The 20474-nt window shown below is 72.0% G+C and carries 17 protein-coding genes; 9 read left to right on the forward strand and 8 right to left on the reverse strand.

Going from position 1 to position 20474, the window contains the following annotated elements; all coding sequences use genetic code 11:
• Positions 1 to 41: 41 nt before the first annotated feature.
• From CFK38_RS15555 to CFK38_RS15565, 3 genes are all read right to left on the reverse strand, one after another.
• Positions 42 to 596 carry a DUF4031 domain-containing protein gene (locus CFK38_RS15555; protein WP_096803893.1) on the reverse strand — a complete coding sequence of 185 codons (555 nt, stop codon included), beginning with the start codon at positions 594 to 596 and terminating at the stop codon, positions 42 to 44.
• Positions 593 to 1933: a DUF418 domain-containing protein gene (locus CFK38_RS15560; RefSeq protein ID WP_096803894.1), complete on the reverse strand. Its 1341-nt coding sequence runs from the start codon at positions 1931 to 1933 to the stop codon at positions 593 to 595. Before CFK38_RS15560 ends, CFK38_RS15555 begins: the two co-directional genes overlap by 4 nt.
• A gap of 78 nt (positions 1934 to 2011) precedes the next feature.
• Positions 2012 to 2452, reverse strand: coding sequence for a hypothetical protein (locus tag CFK38_RS15565; RefSeq protein ID WP_096803895.1), 441 nt, complete (start codon positions 2450 to 2452; stop codon positions 2012 to 2014).
• Between the two features lie 412 nt (positions 2453 to 2864).
• On the opposite strand from CFK38_RS15565, the gene CFK38_RS15570 reads away from it, so the two are divergent.
• Entirely contained in the window at positions 2865 to 4538 is a 1674-nt protein-coding gene (locus tag CFK38_RS15570) for an HNH endonuclease (protein WP_096803896.1), read from the forward strand.
• A 42-nt stretch (positions 4539 to 4580) separates the two neighbouring features.
• Here CFK38_RS15570 and CFK38_RS15575 read toward each other — a convergent pair whose 3' ends face one another.
• From CFK38_RS15575 to CFK38_RS15590, 4 genes are read right to left on the reverse strand one after another with little or no spacing between them, the layout of a single operon-like run.
• Complete coding sequence (locus CFK38_RS15575) at positions 4581 to 5564, reverse strand: ribonuclease HI family protein (RefSeq protein WP_096803897.1); 984 nt, start codon at positions 5562 to 5564, stop codon at positions 4581 to 4583.
• A gap of 48 nt (positions 5565 to 5612) precedes the next feature.
• A complete protein-coding gene (locus tag CFK38_RS15580; protein WP_096803898.1) occupies positions 5613 to 6647 on the reverse strand; it encodes an alcohol dehydrogenase catalytic domain-containing protein in 1035 nt (344 codons plus the stop codon).
• A 10-nt stretch (positions 6648 to 6657) separates the two neighbouring features.
• Positions 6658 to 7683 (reverse strand): GNAT family N-acetyltransferase, encoded by a 1026-nt coding sequence (locus tag CFK38_RS15585; protein ID WP_245851124.1) that lies wholly within the window; start codon positions 7681 to 7683, stop codon positions 6658 to 6660.
• 25 nt (positions 7684 to 7708) lie between these two features.
• Positions 7709 to 9673 carry a glycoside hydrolase family 2 protein gene (locus CFK38_RS15590; RefSeq protein WP_245851126.1) on the reverse strand — a complete coding sequence of 655 codons (1965 nt, stop codon included), beginning with the start codon at positions 9671 to 9673 and terminating at the stop codon, positions 7709 to 7711.
• Positions 9674 to 10051: 378 nt separating this feature from the next.
• Here CFK38_RS15590 and CFK38_RS15595 point away from each other — a divergent pair, with 378 nt between their 5' ends.
• Positions 10052 to 11587 carry a DEAD/DEAH box helicase gene (locus CFK38_RS15595; protein ID WP_096803900.1) on the forward strand — a complete coding sequence of 512 codons (1536 nt, stop codon included), beginning with the start codon at positions 10052 to 10054 and terminating at the stop codon, positions 11585 to 11587.
• Between the two features lie 70 nt (positions 11588 to 11657).
• Here the strand turns inward: CFK38_RS15595 and CFK38_RS15600 are convergent, their stop codons facing one another.
• The gene (locus CFK38_RS15600) at positions 11658 to 13214 is read right to left on the reverse strand and encodes a long-chain-fatty-acid--CoA ligase (RefSeq protein WP_096803901.1); all 1557 of its coding nucleotides are present in this window, start codon (positions 13212 to 13214) and stop codon (positions 11658 to 11660) included.
• Positions 13215 to 13356: 142 nt separating this feature from the next.
• Between CFK38_RS15600 and CFK38_RS15605 the strand changes: the two genes are divergently transcribed.
• The 7 genes from CFK38_RS15605 to CFK38_RS15635 all read left to right on the forward strand — a co-directional run bounded on the left by CFK38_RS15605 (position 13357) and on the right by CFK38_RS15635 (position 20377).
• On the forward strand, positions 13357 to 13728 hold the full coding sequence (locus tag CFK38_RS15605; protein WP_096803902.1) for an ArsR/SmtB family transcription factor: 372 nt from the start codon (positions 13357 to 13359) through the stop codon (positions 13726 to 13728).
• Positions 13725 to 14711, forward strand: coding sequence for a cation diffusion facilitator family transporter (locus CFK38_RS15610; RefSeq protein WP_096803903.1), 987 nt, complete (start codon positions 13725 to 13727; stop codon positions 14709 to 14711). Before CFK38_RS15605 ends, CFK38_RS15610 begins: the two co-directional genes overlap by 4 nt.
• Positions 14708 to 16147, forward strand: a complete 1440-nt coding sequence (locus CFK38_RS15615; RefSeq protein ID WP_096803904.1) for an FAD-binding oxidoreductase — start codon at positions 14708 to 14710, stop codon at positions 16145 to 16147. The genes CFK38_RS15610 and CFK38_RS15615 overlap by 4 nt, the downstream gene beginning before the upstream one ends.
• Before the next feature lie 60 nt (positions 16148 to 16207).
• A complete protein-coding gene (locus CFK38_RS15620; protein WP_096803905.1) occupies positions 16208 to 17029 on the forward strand; it encodes a hypothetical protein in 822 nt (273 codons plus the stop codon).
• Positions 17030 to 17137: 108 nt separating this feature from the next.
• Positions 17138 to 18169 (forward strand): LLM class flavin-dependent oxidoreductase, encoded by a 1032-nt coding sequence (locus CFK38_RS15625; protein ID WP_096803906.1) that lies wholly within the window; start codon positions 17138 to 17140, stop codon positions 18167 to 18169.
• 46 nt (positions 18170 to 18215) lie between these two features.
• A complete protein-coding gene (locus CFK38_RS15630) occupies positions 18216 to 19040 on the forward strand; it encodes a CPBP family intramembrane glutamic endopeptidase (RefSeq protein WP_096804407.1) in 825 nt (274 codons plus the stop codon).
• A gap of 119 nt (positions 19041 to 19159) precedes the next feature.
• Positions 19160 to 20377 (forward strand): ROK family transcriptional regulator, encoded by a 1218-nt coding sequence (locus CFK38_RS15635; RefSeq protein ID WP_096803907.1) that lies wholly within the window; start codon positions 19160 to 19162, stop codon positions 20375 to 20377.
• Positions 20378 to 20474 lie beyond the last annotated feature (97 nt).

A 20474-nucleotide genomic window follows, 5' to 3' on the forward strand; every position in this document is an offset into this window, starting at 1 on the left:
GAACCCGACCGGTTCGGCGGTGTCGGCCCCTCACGGCCCGGTCACGGGGACGGCGTCAGTCCCTGGACCACCTGCCCCACGAACCCCCTCCCGGTCCTGGCGCGGGAGAGGTCCTCCAGCCGTGCCAGCATCTGCTCGGCGCGGCGGCGGCCGAGCTCATCGTGCGCCTCGATCCGGGCCGCCCCCTCCGGGGTGTCGCGGGTGAGGCGGAAGGCGCCGGGGCGCTCGGGCAGCGGGTCCACGTGGCCGAGCGTCCCGACGATGAGGTCCTGCGGCACCGGATCCAGGCCGAGCGCGGCGGCGTGCTCCGCGCTGCGTCGGGCGCGCGCGGCAGGGCGGTTCCGCAGCGTGATCCGCAGCCCGGAGGCGATGAGGATCCGGGTCAGCTCCCCGTCGCCGACGAAGTGCGCCCCCGCCTCCGCCAGCGCGTCCCGGGCGGCGGAGGGCCAGTCGTAGTGGTCGAGGTCGAAGGAGCGCGGCGGCAGACCGGCGCGGGCGGCGGTCTCGTGCAGCTCCGCGAGCGAGGTGTCGGAGATCAGATGCCCCCACAGCATCCCGTGACGGGGCCAGCGCGGAGTGTCGGCGAAGACGGTCATGAGCCGGCTCCCTCGGAGGGGGACGCCTCCGGTCGCACACGCTGCGGCGCAGCCGTGGCAGAGCCAGCAGTGCTGGCGCCGGCAGTGCTGGCGCCGGCAGTGCTGGCGCCGCCGGTGCTGGAGCCGCCGGTGCTGGAGCCGGCCAGGCGCCGCAGCACCACTTCGAGCGGTCCGCGGCGTCCGTGGCGGTGCAGCATGACCGCGAGCGGGATCATCGCCAACCATCCCAGCACTGCGATCCCGGCGGTCCCGGCGCTGCCTAGCCGCGCGCCGAGGTCGAGCGTGTACGGCGGGAACAGCGCGAGATACAGCACCGACTGGGCGATGTAGACGCTGAGCGAGACGGTGCCGAGCGCCTCGATGCCGCGCACCGCGGCCCCGGTCAGCGACGTGCTGCTCCCCCGCTCCGAGCCGCCGGCCTGCTGCGCGCCGCGGCGGCGCACCCGTTCGGCCAGCAGGGCCGCAGCGGCGGCGAGGCCGAGTGCCCCGGCCAGGCCGGAGTACTGGTGCACCACTCCCAGTGCCCCCAGCACCACGGCGCTGTCGAGCTGGGCGTGCGCGGGGTCCAGCACCAGCACCGCGGTCAGCGGCATCGCGCCGAGCAGGCCGATCAGCAGCCCCCAGCGCATCATCGGCCTGAGCAGGTCGCGGTTGGCCTCGACCTGCTCGAGAAGGTGGATGCGGGCGGCGATCGCGCCCAGCGCCATCGGGGCGAGCAGGGCCACGTCGGAGACCACTGCGAGGGCGACCTCGCGCAGGGCGCCGCCCGCGCGGATCTCCAGCGAGGCGAGGTAGGTGGGGGCCGACGCCGCGGCGTATCCGCTCTGACCGGTCAGGCCGATCGTGCCGTCGATCCATCCCCACACCCCGAGGGCCGGCAGCGCGAGCACCCCGGCCAGCGGCAGCACGACCCGGTGCCGGGAGATCAGCAGCACCACGAACATGCCGACGATCGCGTAGCCGATGAGGATGTCCCCGGAGAACAGCAGGATCGCGTGGGCCAGGCCGATGCCCAGCAGCACCAGGTGGCGCCGCCCCATCCGCAGGAGGAACCCGCGCACGCTCTGCCCACGGTCCCGCGACCGGCGGTACAGCACCCCGATGCCGTAGCCGAACAGCATCGCGAACAGCGGGAAGCCGCGGTTGTCGGCCAGCAGGGCGATCAGCACGTCGACGACGCGATCCGGGCCGGTGCCCTCGCGCTGCTTCAGCAGCACCGTCCACTCCCGGCCGTGCAGCCAGCCCACCATATTGGCCAGCGCGATGCCCAACAGCGAGACCCCGCGGGCGAGGTCGGGCCCGCCGGCGCGGCGGGCGAGCGGGACGGAAGCCGTCACCGGATCCGACGCCCCGGGGCGGGATGCGCACCAGCGGCGGGGGTGGTCCTCATGCAGTCATGGTCCCACAGGGCGTGGTCACGCGCGGCGGACCCAACGTCGTCGCGCGACGACGAGGGCGAGCGCTCCTCCGCAGAGGGTCACGAGGAGGGCGATGGCCTGACCGCTGCGAGCGGTGAGGACGAACCGAGCAGCACCGATGGTCTCGAGAGCCGTCGTCGTCTCCGGGCCGGCCGGCGTCGACGCCCAGCCCACGAGCAACGAGGAGGCGGAGAAGACGAGGCCGGCCAGGATGCAGACGCCGAGGAACGCGGCGATCGCCCGGAGCTTCGAGGCGCGCTCACCGAGACGGAAGGCGCTGCCTCCGACGAGCGCGTGAGTCCACAGCAGCACTCCGGACCACAGCCCGATGTCCACGAGATGGTCCACCGGGCCCATCGGATGCGGCGCGGCACCGGAGCGCTCCCGGACATCGAAGCTGGCCCAGTGCCGCTCGTCGGGCGGCCAGTCGGTCAGCACACACCTCTCTCCACATTCCTGGGGCCGTCTTGACATTCTGTGTGGGCGTCGGAATGAACTCATCTGCGCAATATGCACAATCCCTCGACCGGATTTCCGGCCCCCTTCTCCACCACCACCTCCCCTCGCCCCATCCCATAGCCCCTCACCCGCACCAGAGGCCCCGCCTGAACTCGCGCGACCTCGCCACCTCACGCCCCACCAGCTGCATGGAGTGACCGACTCCCCCAGTCCGCACGCCCCGCGTCGACGCCACATCGGCGGATTCCGGACACCCTCCACCCGACCCGTCCGTCTCTGACCATTCCTCCACAGTGCCCCTTCATCCACAATCTTGTCCACACTTCGTAGAGTTATCCACCGATTTCCCCCAGGGGTGGCGGCACGTTTCGAACCTGCATACGATGACGATATGGATTCGATACCGATGCGCAGCGGGGACCACCCTGGCGAGGACGCTCCTCGCCAGGGCGTGGCCGCGCCGTCGGGAGATGTCCTCGAGGACGTGCTGGGGCGCTTCGGCGAGATCGAGGCCGGCCCTGCGGCCCGCGCCCTGGTCGCCCAGATCCTCGCCGCGGCCCTGATGTCGTTCACCCGGACCCGCGCGGTGCGAGACCCGCTGCCGGACACCGCTCCTGGGAGCGCCGAGGAGGCTCTCGCCGTCCTCGCCGGGATCGATCACCTGCGCGCTTCCCTCGCCGCGGTCGATGCGACATGGCAGGTCGCCGCCGAGGAGCGGATCCGGCGCGATGATGCCGCGCGGGGAGTGCCCGCCTCCCAGCAGGGTCGCGGGGCCGGGCAGGAGATCGCGCTCGCGCGCCGCATCTCCCCGGTCGCCTCCTCGTTCTCCCAGGCCAAGGCGCGCCGGCTGGTGCAGAACATGCCCGGCGCCGTCGATCGCCTCTGGTCAGGTGCCATGACGGATCAGCAGGCCTCGGCGATCTCCGGTGCGCTCGACGGTGTCGGAGCGGACACCTGTCGCAGGATCGACGACCATCTCCGCGAGCACCCCGAGTTCCTGCAGGGCAAGGGCTTCAAGCGTCTGCAGTCCGACATCCGGGACCTGGTCCGGAAGCTGGAGCCCGAGACGTCCCGCGAGCGTGCGGAGCGCGCCGCCCGGGCCCGGCACGTGAGGATGGAACCGCTGGAGGACGGGATGGCTCGGGTGACCGCCGTGCTGCGCGGGATCGATGCGGTCGGGCTGATGCACTCCCTGCGCACGCGCGCCGAGTCGCTCCGCGCCTCGGGAACGAAGGACTCTCTTTCTGCCTTGGAGGCGGACCTGCTGGTCGAGGACGCCCTCCGCACCGCCCAGCACGACGAGCACAGCACTGGGCCCGACCGCACCGCGGACGACGCCGGGACGACGCGCCCGGAACGACCCCGCCTCCGCCCCGGCCTGGACGTCGGCATCGTCATCACCGACACCGCACTGCTGGGGCGGGAGGACGACGCCGAGATCGCCGAGCTCGAGGGCTACGGCACCATTCCCGCCCATATCGTGCGGGACACCCTGCTCGGCCGGTCTCCAGGGCATGTGCGATCCTGCGAGGACGAGCACCCTGACGAGGTGGTCTCGGCCTTCTACCGTCGGCTGTATCGCAGCCCTCGCACCAGCGAACTGGTCGCGATGGAATCCCGGGCCCGCGCGTTCCCCGCCGGGCTCGCCCGGATGATTCGCTGGCGCGACACCACCTGTCGCACCCCCTGGTGCAATGCGAAGATCCGCCACAGTGACCACGTGGTCCCCCACCACCGGGGAGGACCCACCAGCTTCGCGAACGGTCAGGGGCTGTGCGCGCGCTGCAACCTGCTCAAGGAGCATGGCCTGTGGGTCCTGAGCCCGTTGAGCCGCTCACAGACCGGCAGTGACGGGCCCGATCCGCGCACGGGGACGGGCGCGGGCCGCTCCGGGCCGGCGCACCCCGACCCGTCGGTGCCACCGGGCGCCTGGATCTGGAGCAGCCCGCATGGGGCCGTGGGCACCTCGCCCACTCCACCCCTGATCACCCCGTGGCCTGATCCTCCGCCCGAGGAGGACGATCACGACGACCCTGGACCCCCAGGGACCTCACCGGCTCGGTAGGCACTGCGAGATCTCACCGGCGCTGCGGCCGAGCACCCGGCATCAGCTGCCGAGCGGCGTCCCCTGGTGGTGGCGCAGCAGCCATCGGCCGTTCTCCCGCACCCACACGGAGGTGCGTTCGGCGGTGCCGTCGGGCCCGGTGGTGAGGTAGCGCAGCAGCACCACTCCGGGGGCGATCTCGTCGGCGACGAACTCCTCGGCATCGACATCCGTGAGCGGGGCGAGGTGAGCGAGGATCTCGTCGCGGTCGAAGCGGCGTCCGCTCGCGCCGACCTCGCTGAATGCGGGGTGCAGCAGCTCGGCGGCGCTCGGCGGGTCGGCGCGCAGTCGCCCGCCGAGCAGTGCCTGCTCCCGCACGGTGATCTGTGCAAAATCGGTGGCACCCGGAGCATCGGCCACCAGTGCGGTCTCCTCGACCGCGGTGGAGCAGCTCGCCGCGGGCGCAGTGGGCGACGGGTCGAAGAGGCTGAAGAGGTCGTCGGCCGGTTCATCGGCGGAGCCGGCGGCCGGCACGGAGGCGGCACCCGACGGCACGACGGGGCTTGCTCCCGCTCCCCCGCCGCCGCGATACCCGGGCCCCACCTGCGGGTCCTGCTGCCTGGAGAAAGCGGTGGCGGCGGCGTTGGCACGCTGGTCCGCGGCCTCGTTCATGGCGTGGCCGGAGTGGCCCTTGACCCATTCGAACTCGACGCTGCGCCCGGCGAGCGCGCGGTCGATGTCCTTCAGCAGCTCGACGTTCATCACCGGCTTGCCGTCCTTCTTGCGCCATCCCTTGCGCTTCCAGCCCGGCATCCACTTCGTGACCGAATTGATGACGTACTGGCTGTCGCACAGGATGTGCAGGTGCTGGTCGGCGTCGACGGCGGTGGCCTCGAGCAGGTCGAGCACGGCCTTGAGCTCACCCATGTTGTTGGTGCCGTGGGGCCAGCCGCCCGCGCGCCAGGTGTTCTCGTCGATGTACCAGGCCCAGCCCGCCGGGCCGGGGTTGCCGAGGGCGGAGCCGTCGGCGGCTGCAGTGATGCTCATGGGCTCAATGCTTCCACAGCGGACGGAGCAGGCGGACCATGCCGGGGTTCACGCCCAGCGGGCCACGGTCATCCCGGCGGTGGTGGGCGGCCGGTCCATCGCGGCCATCGCGGCGGGCAGCTCGGCGGCGTCGATGATGCGCCCGACGGTACCGGACAGGTCCAGGCGGCCCTGCGCGATATCGGCCAGGAGCTCGCCGTACTCCTCGACCGCGAGGCCGTGGCTGCCCAGGATCTGCAGCTCCTGGGCGATCACGCGCCCCATGGGCAGGGACGGATCGACGTCCTCCCCCAGCAGCAGCCCCACCTGCACGTGACGGCCGCGGGGCCGCAGCGACTCGATCGCGGCGCGCGCGGTCGCGGCGGAGCCGAGCGCGTCGAGGCTGACGTGGGCTCCGCCGCCCGTCACCTCCCGGACGCGTTCGGCGATCTCGGGCGAGGTGGCCAGAGCGGTCGCCCCGAGCGCCTCGGCGGCGGCGAGCGCGGCCCGGGAGAGATCGACCGCGATCACCTCGGCGCCGGCGGCGAGCGCGATCATCACGCAGGCCAGGCCCAGCCCGCCGCAGCCGAACACCACGACCTGCTCGCCCGGCCGGACCGCGGCCTGTGCCCGCACGGCGTGATGGGCGGTGCCCACCCGGCAGCCGAGCCCGGCCGCGAGGGTCATGTCGATCCCCTCCGGGAGGGCGACGAGGTTGTGGTCCGCCTCGACCGCCACCACCTGCTCCGCCCAGGCGCCGGGCAGGTCGAAGCCGGGCTGGCGCTGCTGCGGGCACACCTGCGGGGCGCCGGCGAGGCACTGCTCGCAGCGGCCGCAGGCGAGGATGAAGGGGGCGGTGACCCGGTCGCCCACGGCGAAGCCCGTGACCTCCTCGCCGACCTCCGCGACCACGCCCGCGAACTCGTGGCCGGGGATGTGCGGGAGCTGCACCGAGTCGTCGTGCCCCTGCCAGGCGTGCCAGTCGCTGCGGCACACGCCGGCAGCGTGCACCGAGATCACCGCGCCGCGGGGCGGGCAGCCAGGGGCCAGCACCTCGACCAGGGCCGGCACGGTCCGGAAGGCGTCGAAGCGCACGGCTCTCATCGACCGCTCCTCAGACCAGCCGGCCGACGGGCTTCTCGAAGGTGGCGTACACGGCGTCCCGCGCGAAGCCGAGGGCGTCGTACAGCCGCGTCGCGCCGGTGAGGGACTCGGCGTCGACCTCGAGCTCGGCGCTCGCGTACCCCGTCTCCGCCGCGGCGGCGAGGGTGCGGGCGAGGACGGCGCGCGCGAGTCCTCGGCCGCGGGCCTCGGGGCGGGTGCCCACCAGGGCGATGTGCAGCACGCCGGGCTTGTCCTCCGAGGCGATGACGTAGGCGAGCACGGTCCCGTCGGCGTCGAGCGCGATGCTGGCGAGCTCGCGCCGCGCGGTGTGCGAGAACCACCAGCGGTTCCAGCGCTCCGCGGAGACAGGCGCCGAGCCCCAGTGATCGGCGAAGGCCGCGAGGTGGGCGAGGCGGGTGGCCTCGGAGTCCTCGTCCGCAGGGGCGCTCACCCGCACCTGCTCGCGCTCGATCTCCGGCAGCGCGGCGCCGGGCAGCTCACGGAGCATGACCAGCCAGCTGCGGGCGCGGCGGTAGCCGCGGCTCTCCAGCAGCGGACGCACGCCCGCGCCCCCGGTCAGCGGGGCATCCTCTCCGGCATCCAGGTCGGGGTCCCGGCCGCCGGCGGCGCGGAAGACGGCCTCGGCCTCCGCGGAGTGGCGCTCGGCGGCGAGCTGCGCGGCACGCTCCTCGGCCCAGGCGAAGAGCGAGGCACCCAGCCCCTGGCGACGGCGGGAGGGATCGACGCCGCCCATCAGCTGGCAGCGCACCCGCTCGTCGCGATCCAGGGAGGTGTGGACGTCGACGACGGTGAAGCCGATCAGCGCCTCCTCGTCGCGGACGGCGAGGGTGTCGCGCTCCAGGTCGAGCCCCGGCATGGTGAGCAGCTCACGGATGCTGGGGATTTCGGCGGGCTCCCCGAGATCGTCGGCCGCGTCGATGCGGTTCAGCAGCGCGGTGAGCGCGGGGGCGTCCTCGAGGGTCAGCGGGGTGCGGGTCAGCGGGCGGTCGGCGAGAGAGGTGTCGGTGGAGGTCACCGGACAAGTGTAGGGAGGCGACGCCTCAGGCCTCGCGCTCGTAGTCGGCAACCCGCTCCTGCACCGCACGCAGCCGGGCCAGATCCAGCTTGCGCCCGCGTGCGAAGTCCACGATGCCGTTCTTCTCCTGGAACACGTCGGTCAGCTGGGTATAGCAGTAGCCGAACATCAGCGGGTCCTCGAGCAGCACCCGGGTGAGGCCCTCGAAGCGCTCGTAGAGCTCCTCCTCGCTGCGCACCCGCTCGCCGTAGCCCCAGGACTGGGCGGCATTGCTGCCGGCTCGCTCGGCGGCTTCGGCCTCGCGGGCCTCCTGCGCGTTCCACCAGATCCCGCCGTACTCGGAGACGAAGTAGGGCTGGCCCGCGAAGGGCAGGGAGAAGCTGCCATCGGCGAAGGGCATCTCCTCAGGGGCGAGCTCGCGGCGGTTCGCGAACGGGACCCCCTGGGCGAGCCCCGACTGCTCGTCGCGGAAGCGCCCGGGGTCCTGCTCGTAGGAGTGGGAGTCGAAGACGTCGGCGCCGCGCACCCGGTGGGAGTAGCCGGAGGCGTCGAGCACGGGGCGGGAGGGGTCGGCGAGCTTGGTCGCGTCGTACATCGCCTGGGTGACATCGTCGAGCTGGGTGAGGCGGTCGTGGCGCACCTGGTGGGTCTCGTTCAGCGGGCACCAGCCGATGATGCTGGGATGGCTGAGATCCCGCTGGACGGCCTCGATCCACTGGCCGATGAAGGAGGCGGTGGGCTGCTGGTTCTCCCCCATCGGTCCGAAGCCGGAGGCCCCCCAGTCGCCGAACTCGCCCCAGACGAGGTAGCCGTGCAGGTCGGCCCAGAACAGCATCCGCTGCTCGAAGACCTTCTGGTGCAGGCGCGCGCCGTTGAAGCCGGCCTCGAGCGCGAGACGGATGTCGGTGGTCATCGCCTCATCGCTCGGGGAGGTCATGAACGTCTCCTCCCAGTACCCCTGGTCGAGCACGAGGCGCTGGAAGACCTTCTCGCCGTTGAGGCGGAACTCGTGATCGCGCAGGGTGACGGCGCGCAGGCCCGCATAGGAGCGGACCTCGTCGAGCACGGCGCCGTCCGCATCCCGGAGACGGGCGGTGAGGGCGTAGAGCTCGGGAGCGCCGGGCCCCCAGATCCGCACCCGGTCCTCGGGGATCACCAGCGGGAGGTGCGGGGCGAGGTCGAGGTCGGCCCGCACCTCGGCGCGGGCGACCTCCTCGCCGCCGGGGACAGAGGCGATGATCTCGAGGCGGGTGCCGCGGGTGGACCGGGCCAGCGGCGCGGTGATCGAGAAGGAGTGCCCGGCCAAGGACGGGATGATGCGCAGGCAGCGGATCTCGTCGGCAGGGACGCCCTCGAGCCAGACGCTCTGCCAGATGCCGGTGGTGCGGTGGTAGCTGGCATGGGTGGCGTGGAACCAGGTGGACTGCTTGCCGCGGGCCTGGGGGACGTCATGCGGGTCGCGGGCGCGGACCACGATCTCGATCTCGCGGCCGGGGACCGCACCCGGCACGGTGGAGAGATCGGCGGCGAAGGGGGTGAAGCCGCCGCGATGGCGGGCCACCTCCACCCCGTCCGCCCACACCGTCGCGTCGTGGTCGACCGCCTCGAAGCGCAGCAGCGGGCGCAGGCCCTCCCAGTCGGCAGGGATCCTCACCCTGCGCCGGTACCAGACGGCATGGAGGAAATCGCGGTTCCCGATCCCGGAGGCCTCGGTCTCCGGGGCGAAGGGGACGGTGATCGTCCGCGCGAGCTCGCGCTCGAGCAGACCGCGCTCCCGCCCGGAGTCCCCCTGGTCGATCTCGAACTGCCAGGTGCCGTTCAGACTCAGCCAGGTGGGGCGCTGCAGCTGGGGACGGGGGTGCTCCGGGCGCGGGACGTCGACGGCCGCCGACGGCGGGGCGTCCAGAACGGCGGCGAGCTCCTCGGCCCGGGCGACCAGGGCGGAGAGCGCAGCGGGCAGAGCGGGCTGGGCGGGGGTCTGAGCGGGCACGGGCTGCTCCTCACCTCGGGATCGACGTCGATCGGATGCCCCCATTCCATCGCATTCGCGCGGTTCCTGCCATGCGGCAGCCCGGAGGTGGTCACCATGGAGTGCCATGGAGGGCGCTGCCGCGCGGTGGTATCTCACACCCGCACGGCGCAGCGTCGCGCCGCGGGGCGCCTGCGGCTACTGTGAGCAGCAGTGCCGTCATCCCGCCGCGGCACAGGTCCCGAGCGGACAGCCCCGATCCGGTCCGACGCCCCGCGTCGCACTCGCAGGTCGGCAGGCTCCGCTGCGGTGACAGCGCCGGCCGAGGATCACTGCCCTGTGCAGTGGTGCCGACGGCGCCCCGGGTGGGATTGCACCACAGAGAACGGATCACCCTTCGTGACCACCCCTGATTTCGCGCGCCTCGGCGTGCCCCCCGTCCTGATCAGCGCCCTGGCGCCTCGGGGCATCGTCGAGCCCACCCCGATCCAGGCCGCGACGCTGCCGGACTCCCTGTCCGGTCGCGACGTGCTGGGCCGTGGCCGGACCGGCTCGGGCAAGACCTACGCCTTCCTGCTGCCGCTGGTGGCGCGCCTGATCGCGCAGCCCCGCCGTCGCGTCGCGCGCCGCCCCCGCTCCCTGATCCTCGCGCCCACCCGTGAGCTCGCCTCGCAGCTCGCCGACTCGCTGCAGCCGCTCGAGGCGGCCACCGATCTGCGCAGCACGGTCGTCTTCGGCGGTGTGGGCCAGAACCCGCAGGTCAAGGCGCTCGCCGGCGGCATCGACGTGCTCGTGGCCTGCCCCGGGCGTCTGCTGGACCTCATGAACCAGGGTCACGTGGACCTCGGCGCGGTGGAGATCACCGTGATCGACGAGGCCGACCACATGGCCGACATGGGCTTCCTGCCGATGGTGCGCAAGATCCTCGCGAAGACCCCGCCGAAGGGCCAGCGGATGCTGTTCTCCGCGACCCTCGACTCCGGGGTGAACAAGCTCGTCAAGGAGTTCCTCCACGAGCCGGTCACCCATTCCGCGGATCCGGCCACGAGCGCGGTCGGCACCATGGAGCACCACGTGCTCGAGGTCTCCCCCGCCACCCGCTTCGACGTGCTCCGCGACCTGGCCGCCGCGCCGGGCCGCACCATCATGTTCACCCGCACCAAGTACGGCGCGAAGAACCTGGCCCGCAAGCTCTCCGCCCGTGGCGTGGACGCGGTGGACCTGCACGGCAACCTCTCCCAGAACGCCCGCACCCGGAACCTCGAGGCCTTCGGCTCCGGCACCGCGACGACGATGGTCTGCACCGACATCGCCGCCCGCGGCATCCATGTGGACGAGGTGGCCCTGGTGGTCCACGCCGATCCGCCCGTCGAGCACAAGGCGTACCTGCACCGCTCGGGCCGCACCGCCCGCGCCGGTGAGTCCGGCACCGTGATCACCGTGCAGATCCCGGAGCAGAAGCGCGACGTCAGCGATCTGATGCGCAAGGCCGGGATCCGGCCCACCCACCACGCCTCGGTGACGGCCACCAGCCCCGTCCTCGTCGAGCTCGCCCCCGGTGAGCGGGTCGAGACCCATGAGCCGCGCCAGCCCGAGCCGCCCGTGGACCAGGCGCGCCTGAACGGCGAGCGCGGCGGCGGCCGCGGTCGTGGTGGCCGTGGCGGTCGCCCGGCCGGTCAGGGTCGTGGTGACGGCGGCGCCTCGCGCGGCGAGGGCCAGGGCTCCCGCGGCGGTCGTCGCGGTGGCCAGGACGGACAGTCGGGTCGGCGCGAGCAGGTCGGTGCCGGCAGCGGCTCCCGCTCCGGCGGTCGCGGGCGCTCCGGCCAGGGTCGCTCCGGCGGCCGTCAGGGCGGCTCCTCGACCACCTACTCCACCTCGAGCGGGGAGCGCGGCTCCGGCGGGCTCGCCTCCTTCTCCTCCGGCCGCGGCCGCTGAGCAGGCCCCTCCGGTCTCGATCGGACCCCGGCAGACCTCCCTCGCGGGACGGTCCGCCGGGGTCCTGTCGTCAGCGCAGCTCGCGCTTGAGGATCTTGCCGGTGGAGGTCATCGGCAGCTCCTCGTCGATGACGATCTCCCGCGGGTACTTGAAGTCCGCCATCTGCTCCTTGGCCCAGTCCCGCAGCTGCTCAGGAGTGATCGTGGCGCCCTGCTCGAGGATCACGTGGGCCTTGATCTCCTCGCCGAGGCGCTCATGCGGCACTCCGATCACGGCGACGAGGGAGACCTGCTCATGGCTGAGCAGCACCTCCTCCACCTCCCGCGGATAGACGTTGTACCCACCGCGCACGATCATGTCCTTGGCCCGGTCCACGATGAAGTAGAAGCCCTCCTCGTCCCGTCGGCCCAGGTCCCCGGTGCGGAACCAGCCGTCCCGGATCGCCGCGGCGGTCTCCTCGGGGCGGCGCAGGTAGCCGGTCATGATGTTGTGCCCGCGCACCACGATCTCACCGATCGCGTCGGGCTCGCTGACGCGGGCCCAGTCCGGGTCGGCGGGATCGATGAGCGCCATCTCCACTCCCCACACGGGCAGCCCGATCGACCCCGGGCGCGGACGATCCGCGAGGGAGAAGCTGGCCACCGGTGACGTCTCGGAGAGGCCGTAGCCCTCCATGATCGAGATGCCGAGCTTCTCCTGGACGCCGCGCAGGATCTCCACCGGCAGCGCGGAGCCGCCGGAGACCCCGAGACGCAGGTGCTCGGCGAGGTCCCCGACCTCGGCCTCGCCGTCGGTCAGCAGGCGCAGCAGGGCCCACCACATGGTGGGGACGCCGGCGAAGATCGTCACGCGATGGGCCAGCAGCAGATCCAGTGCCTGACGGGGTTCGAAACGGGGCAGCAGCACCAGCGTGGCACCCGTGGAGAAGCCGGCGTTGAGGTTCACCGTGGCCCCGAAGGTGTGGAACAGCGGCAGGGCGACCAGGTGCACGTCCTCGCCGGGCACGGAGCCGAACAGCCGGTTGCAGGTCAGGGCGTTCATCAGCTGGTTGGAGTGGCTGAGCTCGGCGCCCTTGGGATGCCCGGTGGTGCCGGAGGTGTAGAGCACCACGGCGGTGTCGGTCTCACGGCGCTGGACCGTCTCGAAGCGGTCGGGGAGCTCCGCGACCGCCCGGGCGAGGGTGGGCACCCCCTCGTAGGGGCTCTCGGCCTGCGGGTCGGCGGTCATGAGCACCACCTGCGGGGGTCGGGCAGCAGCCTTCGCGCCCTCGACGACGGAGCGGCCGATGGGCAGCTCCTCGCTGCCCTCGAACGCGAGGACGACCGAGGCCTCGGCGTCGTCGAGGTAGTAGGTCACCTCACGGGACTTGTTCAGCACGTTCAGCGGCACCACCACCGCCCCGACCTTGAGGATCCCGAAGTAGACGATCGGGAACTGCGGCAGGTTCGGGCAGCTCAGCGCGACCCGGTCCCCGGGCTCCACACCGAGGGAGACGAGCAGGTGCGCGACCTGATTGGCGGCGGCGTCCACCTGGGCGTAGGTCAGGGACGTCCCGCCGAGCACGAGGGCGGGCCGATCGGGGACGGTGCGGGCGCTGTCCTCCAGCACCACGGCGAGGTTGTACATACCAGTCCTTTCCGGACGACGGTGTCACGGAGCCACAGCATAGAGCCGCCCGACCCCGAGGTACCTGGTACTGCGCACCCGAGACACCGCATCGACACTTCGTCGATTGCGTGAGTGACGAACTGTGGGAGAGGATGGCCTCATGACTGCTCCGTCCGCCCCGCCCGCTCCGCCGCCCACCGAACCACAGCTCGCCGCCGCGGCGGACACCTTCGCGATGCTCGCCAGCCCCGCCCGGCTGCAGCTGGTGTGGCTGATGAGCTCGGGACGCTTCGACGTGGGTGAGCTGGCCGCACGGGTGGGGCTCAGCCTGCCCACCACCAGCCAGCACCTGCGCAAGCTCCGCCTGACGGGCATCGTCTCCGCGACCCGCGAGGGTCGGCACAGCTACTACACGGTCGAGGACCCGCACGTGGTCGAGCTGGTGGAGCAGATCTTCGAGCACATCGCCCCCGATGGCTCCCTCGCTCCCGATCCGCCCGCACCCTCCCCCACCAGGGACTCCCGCGCATGACCTCCCCGGCCCCGACCACGCCCGACGCCCGTGCGCGCATCGATCTGCGCAGGTACGCGTGGCTGTCGATCGTCGTCGCGATCCTCACCATCGTCCTGAAGACGAGCGCCTGGGCGATGACGGACTCCGTCGGGCTGCTCTCCGACGCCGCCGAGTCGACCGTGAACCTGGTCGCCGCGGTGGTCGCGCTGATCGCCCTGACCGTCGCCGCACGGCCCGCGACCGAGCGCTTCCTCTACGGGCGCGCGAAGGCCGAGTACTTCTCCGCCGCGCTCGAGGGGCTGATGATCTTCGTGGCCGCCGCGGTCATCATGGTCACCGCCGTCGAACGCTTCATCAATCCCCGACCGCTCGAGAACCTCGGCGTGGGACTGCTCATCGTCGTGATCGCCTCTCTGCTCAACGGCGGCGTGGCGCTGGTGCTGCTGCGCGTCGGGAGGACCCATAACTCGATCACCCTGCGGGCCGACGGCAAGCATCTGATGACCGACGTCGTCACCAGCGCCGGGATCCTCCTCGGGGTGGGGCTGGTGGCGCTGACCGGCTGGGAGCGGCTCGATGCCGTCGTCGCCTTCGCCGTCGGCGTGAACATCATCATCACCGGCATCGGACTGCTCCGGGAGTCCCTCTCCGGCCTGCTGGACAAGGCACTGCCGGACGAGGACCACGAGATCATCACCGAGGTGCTGCGCCGCCGCACCGACGCCACCCTCACCTTCCACGGTCTGCAGACCCGCGAGGCCGGACAGCAGAAGTTCATGAACGTGCACGTGCTGGTGCCGGACGAGTGGACGGTCAAGCAGGGCCACGACTACATCGAGGGCCTCGAGGACGAGCTGCGCGGGTGCCTGCCGGACCTCACCGTGCTCACCCACCTCGAGCCGATCTCCGACCCGGCCTCCTACGAGGACATCCCCGCCCAGCACGTGCCGATCCACGGCGACGACCATGATCCGACCCGGCCGCCCGAGGAGTCTCCATGAACCGCACCGATCCGACCTCCCTCGAGACCCTCACCGCCCGCCTGCGCGAGGCGCTCGGCGAGGACGCCGTCATCGCCGCGCCCGAGTCGCGCTACCACGGGGACCGGGCGGAGCCCGGCGCCGCGGACGCCCGGTTCCTGCTGGTGCTCCCCCACGACGTCGAGGGCGTGCAGGCCACCCTCCGTCTCGCCCACGAGACGGGCACCCCGGTGGTGTCGCGCGGCGCCGGCTCCGGCCTCTCCGGGGGAACGGTCGCGATCGACGGCGGGATGGTGCTGAGCCTGGAGCGGCTGCACACGATCCGCGAGATCGACCCCCTGGACGAGGTCGCGGTGGTCGACGCAGGGGTGATCACCGCCGATCTCTCCGAGGCCCTGGCGCCCCTGGGCTTCTTCTACGCCCCGGATCCTGCGAGCGTCGCGATCTCGACGATCGGCGGCAACATCGCGACCAACGCGGGCGGGCTGCACTGCGCGAAGTACGGCGTGACCCGTGAGTCCGTGCTGGCGCTCGAGGTCGTGCTGGCCGACGGCACCCTGCTGCGCACCGGCCACCGCTCGCTCAAGGGCGTCACCGGGCTGGACCTCACCCAGCTGCTGATCGGCTCCGAGGGCACCCTGGCCGTGGTGGTCGCCGCGACCGTGCGGATCCGGCCCGTCCCGGTGGCGCGTCGCACCGTGCTGGCCCGCTTCTCGACCACCGCGCACGCCGCCGACGGGGTGAACGCGATCTCCCGCTCCCCGGTGCGTCCGGCGGCGACCGAGCTGCTGGACTCCGGCGCGGTGGCGGACATCGACGCGCACAACGGCTCCCGCCTGGGCGCCGACCCGGCCGCTGAGGCGATCGGCACCCACCACCCGGACGGCCCGAGGAGCTCCGGGGGTGCGGTGCTGCTGCTCGAGCTCGATGGCTACGGCATCCGGGAGCAGACTGCGGATCTCGTCGACATCCTCACCGGGGCGGGCGGGAGCGTACAGGTCATCGAGGACGAGGCGGAGGCCGAGCACCTGTGGGAGCTGCGCCGGACCAGCCATGCCGCCGGCGGTGGTCGCAGACGGCTGAACGAGGATGTGGCGGTGCCGAAGTCCCGCCTGGCCCAGATGCTGACCGCGCTGGAGGAGATCGGCCACCGCCACGGAGTGGCCACCTCGGCCATCGCCCATGCCGGCGACGGCAACCTCCACCCCTCGCTCTCCCTGCCCGGCGTCCCCGAGGATCCCTCCGCCGCGCTGCCGGCCCCGATCCTCGCGGCGGCCGATGAGGTGGTGCGGACGGCCCTGGAGCTGGGCGGCACCATCAGCGGGGAGCACGGCATCGGGACCGCCAAGCAGCGCTGGCTGGACCTCGAGCTCTCCCCCACCTCACGGAGCCTCCAGCACCGCCTGAAGCAGGCCTTCGATCCGCGCGGCCTGCTCAACCCCGGCAAGGCCCTCTGAGGGCGGTCCCTCGTGACCGAAAGCCGTGCGAGAAGAGCACCACGATGACATGATGCCCCCATGGTGACCCAGGCCACATCCGCATCCGTCCGAGTCTCCGCCCGCCCGCTGCTGCTGAACAACCTCGTCGCGGCCCTCATCGCCAGCGCCGTCATGATCTTCCTGCACGAGTCGGCCCACCTGGTGGCGGGCCTCGCCCTCGGCCATCCTTCGGTCCTGTTCTCCTTCGGGGTGGACCATCTGGGGTCCCCGTCGGAATCCGATCAGGTCGTGATGAACCTCGCCGGCCCCGCCTTCAGCCTGGTCATGGGCGTGCTGATGCAGCTATGGACCCCGCTGCGCAGGCGCGCCGATTTCCTGCACCTGGTGTGGCTGTGGCTGGCCTTCGCCTCGGTCCAGGAGGGCATCGCCTATCTGTGCCTGACCCCGTTCGGTGCGGGCGATACCGGAGCGGCCGCCCAGCTGCTCGGTCTTCCGGTGGCGCTGCAGCTCCTCGCCCTCGCCGTCGGCATCGGCGGGATGTTCCTCAATGCTCGGGCCTTCGCGCCGCATATGGCGCGCCACGCCGGGGACGATCCGCGCCGGCGCAATGCGATGACGCTGTTCCCCTGGCTGTACGGGATGATCGTCTCGGTGCTGTTGAGCATCCTGTACCTCGCGATCAGCCCGGCCGATCCGCCGGCCTCCGCCCAGCTCGCGATCCTCGCCGCCGGGACGGCGATCCTGGTCTTCGCCCCGATGGCGCACCTCTTCGCCCGCGGCGTCGCCGAGGTGCCCTATGAGCCGCTGCGGCTGCGGACGGTCCCCGTCGGCGGCCTGGTGGCCCTGGCGGTGCTGGTGCTCGGGAACATCCTGCTCAGCCTCGGGGTCCAGGTCGGCTGAGCGCCCGCCGAACGCCGCAGGGCACAGGGATCTTCCCGGGATCGAGGTCGACAAGCTCTCACTCCGCCCCGGGCCCCACAGCGGGCGCCCGTGGATAGCCTGAGCTGTATGAACGCTCCTCATGTGCCGCTGTCGATCCTCGATCTCGTCCCCATCTCCGAAGGCATGACCACCCGGGAGGCGATCAACGCCTCGATGGAGGGGGCGAGGGTCGCCGATCGCCTCGGATACGAGCGGCTCTGGTACGCCGAGCACCACAACACGAACGCCCTCGCCGCGAGCGCGACCTCGCTGCTGATCGACCGGGCGGCCTCGCTGACCGAGCGGATCCGCGTCGGCTCCGGCGGGATCATGCTCCCCAACCACTCCCCGCTCGCCGTCATCGAGCAGTTCGGCTCCCTGGTCCAGTTCCACGGGGACCGCATCGACCTGGGGCTGGGCCGCGCGCCGGGCACCGATCAGCTCACCGCGCAGCTGCTGGCCCGCACCTCCGCGGAGCCGGCCGCGTTCCTCGCCGCCGTCGAGCAGATGCGGGACTGGTCCCGCCAGGAGTCCAGCGGCTCCTCACCCATCACGGCGGAGGTCGCCCGCGGCACCGAGGTGCCGATGTGGATCCTGGGCTCGACCGCCAATGGTGCTCGTCTCGCCGCCCAGCTGGGCATGCCGTTCTCCGTCGCCTCCCACTTCGCCCCCTTCCAGTACCTGCACGCGCTGGACGTCTACCGCGACAACTTCGACCCCGACGCCGGCACCGCACAGATCGCGGCGCCGCGCACCATGGTCGGGGTGAACCTGGTGGTCTCCGAGACCGACGAGGAGGCGCAGCGGCAGTTCACGACCCTCCAGCAGATGTTCCTGGGGATCGTGACCGGGCAGCGGCAGAAGATCCAGCCGCCGCGCCCGATCGAGGACGTCGCAGCGGGGCATCTCCTCTCCCAGATCGATCAGACCCTGTCGATCAGGGCGGTCGGCTCCCCCGCCACCGTGGTGCGCCGGCTGGAGGAGATCGTGGCCGCCACCGGCGCCGACGAGCTCATCCTCACCGCCTACCACTTCGACCCGGCCGATCGCCTGCACGCCCTCGAGCTGCTGGCCGAGGCCTGGGGTCTCGACGGCGCCGCGGCGCACCCCGCTCCCTGATCCGGGCGCGGCGACCGCCCCACCCTGGCATGCTGGGGCCATGGCGATGCCGCCTCCTGCCCCGGACCCTGCTCCCCTGCCCACCACACCGCGGATCGGCCTGCTGCCGGCCGCCGGCGTGTCGGCCTCCGCATATCTGCTGTTCGGGCTGCAGCTCGGGGGGTGGGGGCATGGACTCCTCGCCCTCAGCCTGCTCGGCGCGCTCCTGGTCTCCCGCGAGCTCGCCAAGGACCTGCTCCTCATCGGGCTCGGGATCACGATCGTCTCCACCACCTCGGTGAAGGCGGATGTGGACTGGGATCGGTTCTTCACGATCGGCACCGTGCTGCTGCTCGCCGTGGCCGTGCCGCTGCTGGTGGACCGGCTGGTCCTGCGACGGCGCACGATCCGCTTCCCCTGGCTCTCCGGACGGCGCTGGAACCGCTGGCAGTGGGGGTACATCGTCGCCGTCCCGCTGCTGGGATGGCTGCTGCTGCCGTTCTACTTCATCACCTCGGGCGCGTACCAGAACTGGCCCCACATCACCGACGCCGGAGAGCTGGGACGCTTCCTGGTGGGCGTGAACTTCGTGGGCACCTGGGACGAGCTGTTCTTCATCTGCACCTGCTTCGCGCTCCTGCGGCGCCACGTCGGGCTCTGGCCGGCGAACATCCTGCAGGCGATCATCTTCGTGTCGTTCCTGTGGGAGCTGGGCTACCAGGAATGGGGGCCGCTGCTCACCGCTCCGTTCGCGCTGCTGCAGGGCTGGCTGTTCACGCGCACCGGCTCCCTGCTGTATGTCCTGATCGTGCATCTGCTCTTCGACGTGGTCGTCTTCCTCGCGATCGTCCATGCCCACAATCCTGGGATGATCCCGATCTTCCTGGTCTGAGCCGTCGTCGCCGACGTTCTCCCCGTCCCCTGAATGCGGGTCTCACCAGCCCTTCTGCCGCCTCCATAGCGGAGCCGCGGGAAGTCCTCGAGACCCTGCCCCGTGCTAGATTGTGACGAATGGCGACGCGGCGAGGAATTCCCCCCAGAGGAACCCCCTTCGAGGTCGTCCGCACCCTCCTGGAGGAGGGTGGGATGCATCGCGCCGAGCTCGCCCGTCACCTGCAGACGTCCCGGCCGACCATCACCAACACCGTCACCACCCTGCTCGATCAGGGCATGCTCGAGCCCGAGAGCCTCACCGGCGAGACCGCGGCCGGGGAGGGCAAGGCTCCGCTCAAGGAGAAGCTGGTCCTGGCCCGCCGTGCCGGGATCATCGGTGCCGCGATCCACCAGGACGACTCCACGATCGTCGGTCTCGGCGAGGTGGACGGCCGTGTGATCTCCACCCGTTCCCTCCCCTGCTCCTCCGACGCCACCGGGCCCGAGCGGATCAGCAGCGCGCTGACCGCCCTGCGGGAGCTCCTCGCTGAGCTCCCGGCGCCCCATCCGCAGCTCCATGGCGTGCACGTGGCGCCGAACACGCTGGTGAACCGCTATACCGGTGAGGTGCTCGGCGGCGCGACGTCCACCCGATGGAGCAAGGTCAACATCCGTGACGAGTACGAGGAGGGGCTCGGCACTGCGGTCGTGCTCGAGAACCTCGCCCGCCACGCCGCCTACGCCCAGTACGGAGCCCTGGAGGGTCCCCCGCCCCGGAACCTCCTGCACGTGAGCCTGTCCTTCGGCGTCGCGCTCGGCCAGGTCTTCGACGGGCGGATCATCTCCGGTGCGCACGGCGGCGCCGGGGAGCTGGGGCATGTGAGCATCGACAGCAACGGCCCCATCTGCCGGTGCTCCCACCGCGGATGCCTGTTCAACTACGCCGGCGCCGAGAACGTGCTGGAGGAGAGCCGGATCGTCACCGGCACCGCACTGAGCCTGGACGAGGCGATCGATCTCGCCCTGGCCGGGGACGACCGCCTGGTCTCGATCTTCTCACGGGCCGGTGCCGCCGTCGGCATGGCCCTGAACTCGGTCTGCAACCTGATGGATCCCGATCTGATCCTCATCGGCGGCCGGCTGTCCCGCGCCGGGGACGTGGTCCTCGACCCGCTGCGGGATGCCCTGTTCCGCAATGCACTGCCGCTGTTCGGCCGCGACCTGCGGATCGAGCCGGCGGCGACGCTGACCGACCAGGCTCTCGTGCACGCCTCGCTGCGCGCCCTGCGCCTGGATGTCGATCTCGCCGCCGCGGTGCTGGCGGCGCACGACCCCGCCACGGTCGCCGCCTCCTGAGCGGCGCGCGCCCGCGCATCCTCCCACCGCCGGCGACGGATCCTCGGCGAAGTACATTCACACCCACATTCAACGAAGACAACCGTCGGCACCCACC

The organism is Brachybacterium vulturis, assembly GCF_002407185.1.
Lineage (GTDB): Bacteria > Actinomycetota > Actinomycetes > Actinomycetales > Dermabacteraceae > Brachybacterium > Brachybacterium vulturis.